At 64.9% G+C, this 7,521-nt stretch carries 13 protein-coding genes and 1 pseudogene; all 14 read left to right on the top strand.

The genetic code is table 11. The features are described from left to right. Nucleotides 1–224 (top strand): hypothetical protein (locus tag AC1DQP_RS13310; RefSeq protein WP_478051772.1); only part of this gene is annotated, 224 nt, incomplete at its 5' end. Beyond that, on the top strand, nt 221–451 hold the full coding sequence (locus tag AC1DQP_RS13315) for a hypothetical protein (protein ID WP_457320465.1): 231 nt from the start codon (nt 221–223) through the stop codon (nt 449–451). The genes AC1DQP_RS13310 and AC1DQP_RS13315, both read left to right, overlap by 4 nt. Further along, entirely contained in the window at nt 451–819 is a 369-nt protein-coding gene (locus AC1DQP_RS13320; RefSeq protein ID WP_457320467.1) for a Ref family recombination enhancement nuclease, read from the top strand. The genes AC1DQP_RS13315 and AC1DQP_RS13320 overlap by 1 nt, the downstream gene beginning before the upstream one ends. Continuing rightward, on the top strand, nt 816–1,316 hold the full coding sequence (locus tag AC1DQP_RS13325; protein WP_457320469.1) for a hypothetical protein: 501 nt from the start codon (nt 816–818) through the stop codon (nt 1,314–1,316). Before AC1DQP_RS13320 ends, AC1DQP_RS13325 begins: the two co-directional genes overlap by 4 nt. 234 nt (nt 1,317–1,550) lie before the next feature. Next, nucleotides 1,551–2,327 (top strand): hypothetical protein, encoded by a 777-nt coding sequence (locus tag AC1DQP_RS13330; RefSeq protein ID WP_478051773.1) that lies wholly within the window; start codon nt 1,551–1,553, stop codon nt 2,325–2,327. A gap of 162 nt (nt 2,328–2,489) precedes the next feature. Then, complete coding sequence (locus AC1DQP_RS13335) at nt 2,490–2,978, top strand: glycoside hydrolase family 24 protein (protein ID WP_457488438.1); 489 nt, start codon at nt 2,490–2,492, stop codon at nt 2,976–2,978. Further along, entirely contained in the window at nt 2,975–3,292 is a 318-nt protein-coding gene (locus AC1DQP_RS13340; protein WP_312237057.1) for a hypothetical protein, read from the top strand. Before AC1DQP_RS13335 ends, AC1DQP_RS13340 begins: the two co-directional genes overlap by 4 nt. Beyond that, entirely contained in the window at nt 3,292–3,762 is a 471-nt protein-coding gene (locus AC1DQP_RS13345) for a lysis system i-spanin subunit Rz (protein ID WP_457320439.1), read from the top strand. The genes AC1DQP_RS13340 and AC1DQP_RS13345 overlap by 1 nt, the downstream gene beginning before the upstream one ends. Before the next feature lie 56 nt (nt 3,763–3,818). Beyond that, the gene (locus AC1DQP_RS13350; RefSeq protein ID WP_457320437.1) at nt 3,819–4,118 is read left to right on the top strand and encodes a DUF1064 domain-containing protein; all 300 of its coding nucleotides are present in this window, start codon (nt 3,819–3,821) and stop codon (nt 4,116–4,118) included. Between the two features lie 166 nt (nt 4,119–4,284). Next, a complete protein-coding gene (locus AC1DQP_RS13355; RefSeq protein WP_457320435.1) occupies nt 4,285–4,611 on the top strand; it encodes a hypothetical protein in 327 nt (108 codons plus the stop codon). Nucleotides 4,612–4,630: 19 nt separating this feature from the next. Beyond that, entirely contained in the window at nt 4,631–4,870 is a 240-nt protein-coding gene (locus tag AC1DQP_RS13360) for a hypothetical protein (protein WP_457320433.1), read from the top strand. Nucleotides 4,871–5,129: 259 nt separating this feature from the next. Then, on the top strand, nt 5,130–5,402 hold the full coding sequence (locus AC1DQP_RS13365; RefSeq protein ID WP_457320431.1) for a hypothetical protein: 273 nt from the start codon (nt 5,130–5,132) through the stop codon (nt 5,400–5,402). Further along, the gene (locus AC1DQP_RS13370) at nt 5,341–7,242 is read left to right on the top strand and encodes a terminase large subunit (protein WP_478051774.1); all 1,902 of its coding nucleotides are present in this window, start codon (nt 5,341–5,343) and stop codon (nt 7,240–7,242) included. Before AC1DQP_RS13365 ends, AC1DQP_RS13370 begins: the two co-directional genes overlap by 62 nt. Next, nucleotides 7,242–7,521 (top strand): annotated as a pseudogene (locus AC1DQP_RS13375) (phage portal protein); the annotation flags it as partial. The gene AC1DQP_RS13370 and the pseudogene AC1DQP_RS13375, both read left to right, overlap by 1 nt.

Here is a 7,521-nt window from a genome sequence, read left to right on the forward strand (position 1 = left end):
AGCACGACCCGCGCCTGCAGGGCCCGGCGCTCAGGAAGTTGGCGAAGGCGTACCGGGCTGCTGCTGAGACAGCGCTGCGGGACGTGCAGTTCACCGACAGCGAGCGCAAGTCGCGCAACGACTACTACCTGGCCGAGGCGAAGCGCCTTGAGGCCGAAGCCCGCAAATGCCAACGACCGCCTCGCCGTCGCCGCAACCGTTCTATAGGAGCCCCATCGCCGTGATCGACTTCACCTCGTTCAGCAACCGCAGCAAGTACGCCGCCGAAATCAACGCTGGGTATTCGGCACGTTTGAACAGCGCCGCCTTGGGCACGAACCCGCACCTGGTATGGGTGGACAGCGACGACGAGCTGGAGCCCCGCAAGCTGCAGCCGCTGAGCGACAAGGGGCATGCATGGCAGCACGGCTGGTGGCTGGCGGACAAGGACCAGAAGCGAGGCGCGCGCTGATGTGGTCCAGCGCGCCGCCGCCGAACGCAGCGGAGGAAGTCCGCATCGAGATCTCCAAGGTCGGGCCGTGCATGGCATGCCTGTCGCTGGTGGTGCAGGGCTATCTGGATATTGAGCAGGTGTTCGTCGGCGGCGACTACCAGCACACCAAGTCTGGAAACATCCGGCGGGGGCACTGGTTCGGGTTCTGCCTGTGCGTGTGGCACCACCGCCGGCACCCCTTCGGGAACAACACGTTCGCGCAGATGCGCGAGAAATGGGGCCCGAGCCTGATGGATGGCTCGCGGACCTTCCACGAGACGTATGGCACCGACGACGAGCTGATCGCACAGCAGACGTTGGTCAATGAATTGAGGCAGGCAGCATGACCACCAAATCTAATCCGACCCCGGCCACTGTGCGTGCATGGCTGACCGAGAACGCGATCGACGCGCCCTGGACATCGCTGGCAATCTGCGAGGGCTGCGGCGCTGAGACGGTCGAACAACGCTCGGCTGTGCGGGATGCGGTTCGCTACTGCGTCGCCGCAGGCTTCCTGGCCCGCACCGAAACGAAGATCGGCCCCGTGTACCAGCTCACCGGCCAGGGCATGCGGCGTGTTGTGCTGACCGATGCGGAGCGGAAACAGCGCCAGCGCGAGCGGGATGCGCGCCGTAACAGGGCCCGCCGCCCGCCGCGGCCGGCGCCGGTGAAAGCCCCGAAGCGATCGCGCGCTGCACGGGTGAACATGCAGGCGGCGAATACCCCCGCGCCGGCGAAGACCAAGGCTGTGCCCCAAGGGGAGACGGTCGAGCAGTTCCTGGCGCGGGGCGGCAGGGTTCAGCGCCTGACGACGCATTGGGAGCAGTTGGAGTGCGCGGCATGAAGTTCCCGGCAAACTGCCTTGTAGTCGCGCTCGCCGCGAAAGTCGCCCACCCGTCGCGAGTGAAGATTCGGACTATGCGTAACCGGAGTGGCCGTATCCACTTCATGTGGGAGCGGGACGGCCAGGTGTTTGAGTTCCGTACGCCCGGAGCTTCGCGGTGCACTTATCTCCGCAACTCCCTGCGGATGGGAGAGATCCACAGGGTTGCCGCCCCCATCAAGCGCGAGGTGTCCGGTGGGTAAGCGAACGCTGGACGTCGTCAAGGCGGTGAATTCCATCAACGAGCGCACAAGGGGCAAGGCCATGGGGAACGTACGTGAACTACTTTCAAGCCGGATGGGGCCAACGACCGTCAAGTTCGACACAGGTCGGGGCGGCACGCCTGAGCTGACCACCCAAGACATTGCGGCAGCGCTAGCCTATGTTCAACAGGGACTGGGTCGGGAGCTGCTGGAGGCTCTGTGGTGGYCGGAGAGTGCGGCACGTCGCCGGGACCAACTGCGGCAGGGTGTGATCGCGCTTGTGGCGCCTGAGTTCAACCGCCAGCAGTTCGCGCTCAGCACGGCGAGGACCGAGTTCGGCATCGCCAAGGCGAGCATGGGGTGGGGCGGCGGCACGGTTACGGACGTCCAACGGCGAGAGCTTCGCCGAACGGAGGCAGCGCTGGATGCCGCGCGCGCCGACACGTGGCCGAACAACACCATGGAGCAGCTCGGTGTATTGGCTGGTGCGGTGTTCAGCGAGATGGCGTCCGCGTGTGTCTGCAAGAAGTGCGACGGCGACCGTACGCAGCCGGATCCCGATGGCCCTGGCGTCATGAGGTGCGACGAGTGCAGCGGCAGCGGGTTTGAGCCATTGAGCGGAAGAAAGCGCGCCGCCGCTATTGGGGCTGATTGCTCAGCGTATAGCCGGTTCTGGCAGCCCGTGTACACGTGGATGCTCGGCCGCATGCGGGCCTCGGAAGAAGCTGCAGCGGCTGAGTTTGGAAGGGCACTGACGCGCGCTGCGTAATGATGACTTGCTGGGTCATCAAAAAGACGTGCAATCTTCCCACCATCCAGACGCAAGCCCCGGCCAAGCCGGGGCTTTTTCTTTGCCCGTCATCCAGACCGGATTAACCCTCGTGCCGAGCCGGCAGTGGGGCGGGCGCCTACTGACGAACCCGAGGCGACCATGGCGCGCATCACTCCCCAACTGGCAGGCGGCATCAATGTCGTTGCCTTCCTGGACATGCTGGCCTGGTCCGAGGGCACGGACAACGGCAAGCAACCCACGAAAGACCATGGGTATGACGTAATCGTCGGCGGCAAGCTCTTCACCGGCTACGCAGACCATCCCCGCGTGCTGGTGGAACTCCCGAAGCTGGGTATTCAGTCGACCGCCGCGGGCCGCTACCAGTTGCTGCGCCGGTACTACGACGCCTACCGGAAGAGCCTGGGCCTGACGGACTTCTCGCCGCTGAGCCAAGACCTGATCGCGCTGCAGCAGATCCGGGAGCGCCGCGCGCTGTCGATGATCCAAGCGGGAAGAATCCCGGAAGCCATCGCCGCCGTCCGCAATATCTGGGCAAGCCTGCCTGGCGCTGGGTATGGGCAGCATGAGCGCAAGGTTGAGGATCTGCTCGCCGTCTACCGGAAGGCCGGCGGGGTGGTGGCGCCATGAGTGAAGAAACCGTCCCATGGTGGATGGCGGGCGGCGTCGCCGCCTTCTGGATTGCCAGGGAAACGTGGGGTGCGCTGCTGTCCCGACGCAAAGAGCGGACCGAGACAGACGCGAACGTAGACCTGCTGAACGGGTTGGTGCAGCGCGTGAAGTCGCTGGAGGAATCACAGGCCGCAACCAACCTCCAGCTAGCCGAGGAAATCAGGCTGCGGATGACTGCGCAGGAAGAGGCCCATCGGCTCCGCCTGCGGGTCATGTCGCTGGAATCCGCCATGCGACAGGTAGGCGCGGTGATCCCGCCGGAGATGACGTGATGATCCGAATCTATGCACTGATCGCCGTTGCCACCCTCTCGCTGTCGTTCTGGGCCGGTTGGGCTTGGCGCGGCGACCGCGCAGGTGCTGCGACATCGGCCGGCATATCCGAGCAAGCCACTGCGGCGCTGGCCCAGGTCAACGAGTCCCGCACCACCGAGCATATGCAGGCCGAGACCATGGCCGCTATTGGAGAGAAGCATGAAGAAGACCGAGCTGCGGCCCCGTCCGTCGCTGATGCTGTTGTGGCTGACCTGCGCTCTGGTGCTCTCCGCCTGCGCAACGACCTCGCCGCGTGCCACACCGACCTCCTGTCCCAGACCGCAGCCGGCGCCCTCCAACGTGATGCGGCAACCCAGCGCCGAGAAGAGTTTGCGGGCCGAATTGTTCGAATCGGGCGAGACGCCGACGACCAGCTCCGCGCCTGCCAAGCCGTAATCGCAGCAGATCGGGCGGGGGCAGGGCGCTGATGCCGGCCGCAGCGGCCCGTCGGCTTCAGGCCTTGGGCAGGCTTAAAGCTGGGCAGATGAACAATACCGAGGCGGCCTATGCCGAGCGCTTGCGCGCGCTGCAGCACGCCGGAGAGGTCCAGTGGTTCCGGTTCGAAGGCATCAAACTCCGGCTTGCCGACAACACGTTCTACACGCCTGACTTCGCCGTGCTGGCAGGGGATGGCGTGATGGAGCTGCACGAAGTCAAAGGGTTCTGGGTCGACGACGCCAGGGTCAAGATCAAGGTCGCCGCCGACCAATACCCCATGCGCTTCCTCGCTGTAAGGGTGAAGCCCAAGCGGGATGGCGGCGGGTGGGCCATCGAGGAGTTCTGATGCGGCAGGCGAAGGCAGGGATAACAGTCGAGCTGCGGTGGTGGTTTCGCTACTACCTAGCCGCGTTGCGCTTGGGCGTGCTGATCACTGGGCTTGATCCTGACTGGGATCGGGTCGAGTGGTGGATACGCCGCGCGCTGGTCGTCCGCTGCAATGGTGCCTCCCGGTGAGCGCCCCACTGCAAGGCCGGTATGCCCGGAAGCGCGGAGGCACTGCCTTCTCGCATCTGTATGGGACCGCGCGCTGGCAACGGACGCGCAAGGCGCAGCTGGATAGGCAGCCGCTGTGCGAGTACTGCGCCAAGCGCAAGCACACGAAGGTGGCGACGGTGTGCAACCACACCAACGGACACCCAGCCGGCGAGACAGAGCAGCAGTTCTGGGACGGGCCCTTCAACAGCCTGTGTGCCGACTGCCACAACTCGGACCAAGCGCGCATCGAGAAGGGCGCGGTGCAGATCCGAGGCTGTGATGCCGACGGCTGGCCCATCTGACACAGCAGAGGACCACGACATGATCAGCGAGCTAAAGGAAGGCGAGCACCTCGCCGAGTTCCATCTGGGCGAACACGACTGGCTCGTCCTCTCGACCGACCGTTACCTCACACCCGACCAGCGCGCCCGTGTGGCCGCCCACTGGCAGAAGGTCACATCGACCCCGGGCAGGAAGGCCGTCGTCCTTGAGGCGGGTCTGAGGCTGCAGGTGTTGCATGTGAAGCCCAAGGGGCACCCCGATGCCGGCGGTCAGAGGTAGGGGGTGGTCAATTAATGCGAGGGGCCGGAATCCTAGACCGACCGTTCCCTTTTCCACGCACATCCACAATTGGCGGGACGACCTCAACGGGTGTCCCTGACGGCCGGCAATCGGCGAATTTCAGGCATCACGCATGGCGAGGCCACGACTACCCGTCGCCAAGGCATCCGCCAGCGGCGCAGCGATAAAAAACCCGGGTCGGCACGCCGACAGGAAAGCACCGAAGGGCGCTCGGCCCCTCGGAGATCCCTACAAAACGATGACCGCGGCGCAGAAGCGCGCATGGGTGGAGTTCGAGCAGGAAATGCCCTGGCTCAACGCATCTCATCGGGTGCTGCTGCGCATGGCCTGCCTGTGGGCGGCAAAGCTGGACGACCCGAATGCCGACTTCGGTGTCTCGGCAACCCAAGCGCTCAGCTCGATCCTGTCGAAGCTCGGCGCGACTCCCGTTGACGAAAGCAAGGTGAACCATGGCGGTGGCGACGAAGAAGACCCGGAAGAAGGCTTCTTCACCCGTAAGCGACCGCACTAAGGCCTATGCCCTGGCGGTCGTGGCCGGTGAAATCGTCGCTGGGCCCCATGTCCGCAACGCGTGTCAGCGCCACCTGGTGGACCTCGAGCGCGGTCACGAGCGCGGCCTGACCTTCGATATCGACGCGGCAGAGTACGCGTTCAAGTTCTTCGAGGGCATCTTGCGGCTGTCGGAGGGCCAGTTCGAGGGCCGTAAATTCGAGTTGCACCCGTCGCAGGCATTCATTGTCGGGTCGATCTTCGGCTGGAAGCAGGAGGACGGCACGCGCCGGTTCCGCAGGGCCTACGTGGAGCAGGGCAAGGGCAATGGCAAGAGCCCGCTGGCCGGCGGGTTGGGGCTGATGGGGATGACCGCCGACGGCGAGGCCGGCGCACAGATCTACGCCGCCGCCGCCAAGAAGGACCAGGCCGGCATCCTGTTCGCCGACGCCGTGAAGATGGTCAAGCAGTCGCCGGCCTTGGCCAAGCGGGTTAGCTTCGCGGGCGGGGAAGGGCGCGAGTTCAACATGGCGCACCACGCCAGCGGCAGCTTCTTCCGGCCAGTGTCGCGCGACACCGGACGGACTGGCTCGGGGCCCCGGCCTTACTTCGTCCTCGTGGATGAGGTGCACGAGCTTCCCGACCGCAAGATCATCGAGATGCTCGAGCGCGGGTTCAAGTTCCGGCGCGAGCCACTGCTGTTCATGATCACCAACTCGGGCAGTGATCGCACATCGGTCGCCTGGGAAGAACACGAGCATGCGGTGAAGGTCGCGGCCGGCCACACGGAGGCGGTCAACGACCCGACCTTCGTTGGAGAGCCGATAGACGATCGGACATTCAGCTTCGTTTGCTCGCTGGACGACGGTGACGACCCGCTTGAGGATCCCAGCTGCTGGGCGAAGGCGAACCCGCTCCTCGGCGTCACCATCACCGAGTCGTACCTTGCCGACGTGGTCGCCCAGGCCAAGGCGCTGCCGGGAGCGCTGAACGGCATCCTGCGTCTGCATTTCTGCGTCTGGACCGACGCGGAGACAGCGTGGATGACGCGCGACACCCTGGAGCCGTGCCTGCACGACTTTGACCCGGGCATCCACAAGGGCGAGCCGGTGTACTTGGGGTTGGATCTGTCCCAGAACCGCGACATCACGGCTCAGGCTGCGGTGGTCAGGACCGGTGAAGTCGAATGCGAGATCGAGGTCAACGGCGAGCGCGAAGTCATCTACAAGCCGACGTTCGATGCCTGGGTGGAAACCTGGACGCCGGGTGACACCGTCAAGGCGCGTGAGACGCGGGACAAGTTGCCGTACTCGGTATGGGTTCGCGACGGGCACATGCACGCGCCCCAAGGCCAGACGATCAGCTACCGGCACGTGGCGCAGACGCTTGCGGAGTACGACCGCGACTACGACGTGCAGCTGGTCGCCTACGACCGGTATGCGTTCAAGAAGCTGGAAGAGGAGGTGGCTGACCTGGGCCTCTCGCTCGCCTTTGCGGAGCATCCGCAGGGAGGCTTGAAGCGAGGGAAGCCGCTACCGGCCGAAGTTGAGGCGGCGCAGGCGGAGGGCCGCGARGCCCCCGAGGGCCTGTGGATGCCCGGCTCGTTGCGAATGCTCGAAGAAGCCCTGCTGGAGGGCCGCATACGGCTGCGGAGAAGCCCGGTTTTGGTCTCCGCAATCATGTCCGCCGTCATCGAATMGGACAAATGGGGCAATCAGTGGCTATCCAAGCTGCGCTCCACCAACAAGATCGACGCCGCAGTGGCACTTGCCATGGCGATCGGTGCCGCAAACACGTCTGAACAAGGGTCTGCAGACATGGACGATTACTTGGAAAACGGCTTTTTTGGGCTGATCGGCTGATGACTACGACTCGCTGGTACAACCCGCTCACCTGGCGCTTCTTCGGCTACACCGACCCGACCTCGGGCGACTACGTCGAAGTGGACATGGAGGTTGGTGGCAAGAACACGAAATCTGGCGTCCGCATCACGCCCAAGAGGGCAATGACGGTCAGCATCGTCTGGTCGTGCGTGAAGATTCTGAGCGAATCGACTGCGGGCCTGCCGCTCAAGCTGTACGAGGATGTCGCTGGTCTGCGGTCGCTGGTCAAGGGCTCTAGTCCGCAGCGTCGCCGCCTGC

This window comes from Stenotrophomonas sp. P5_A8 (genome assembly GCF_056400545.1).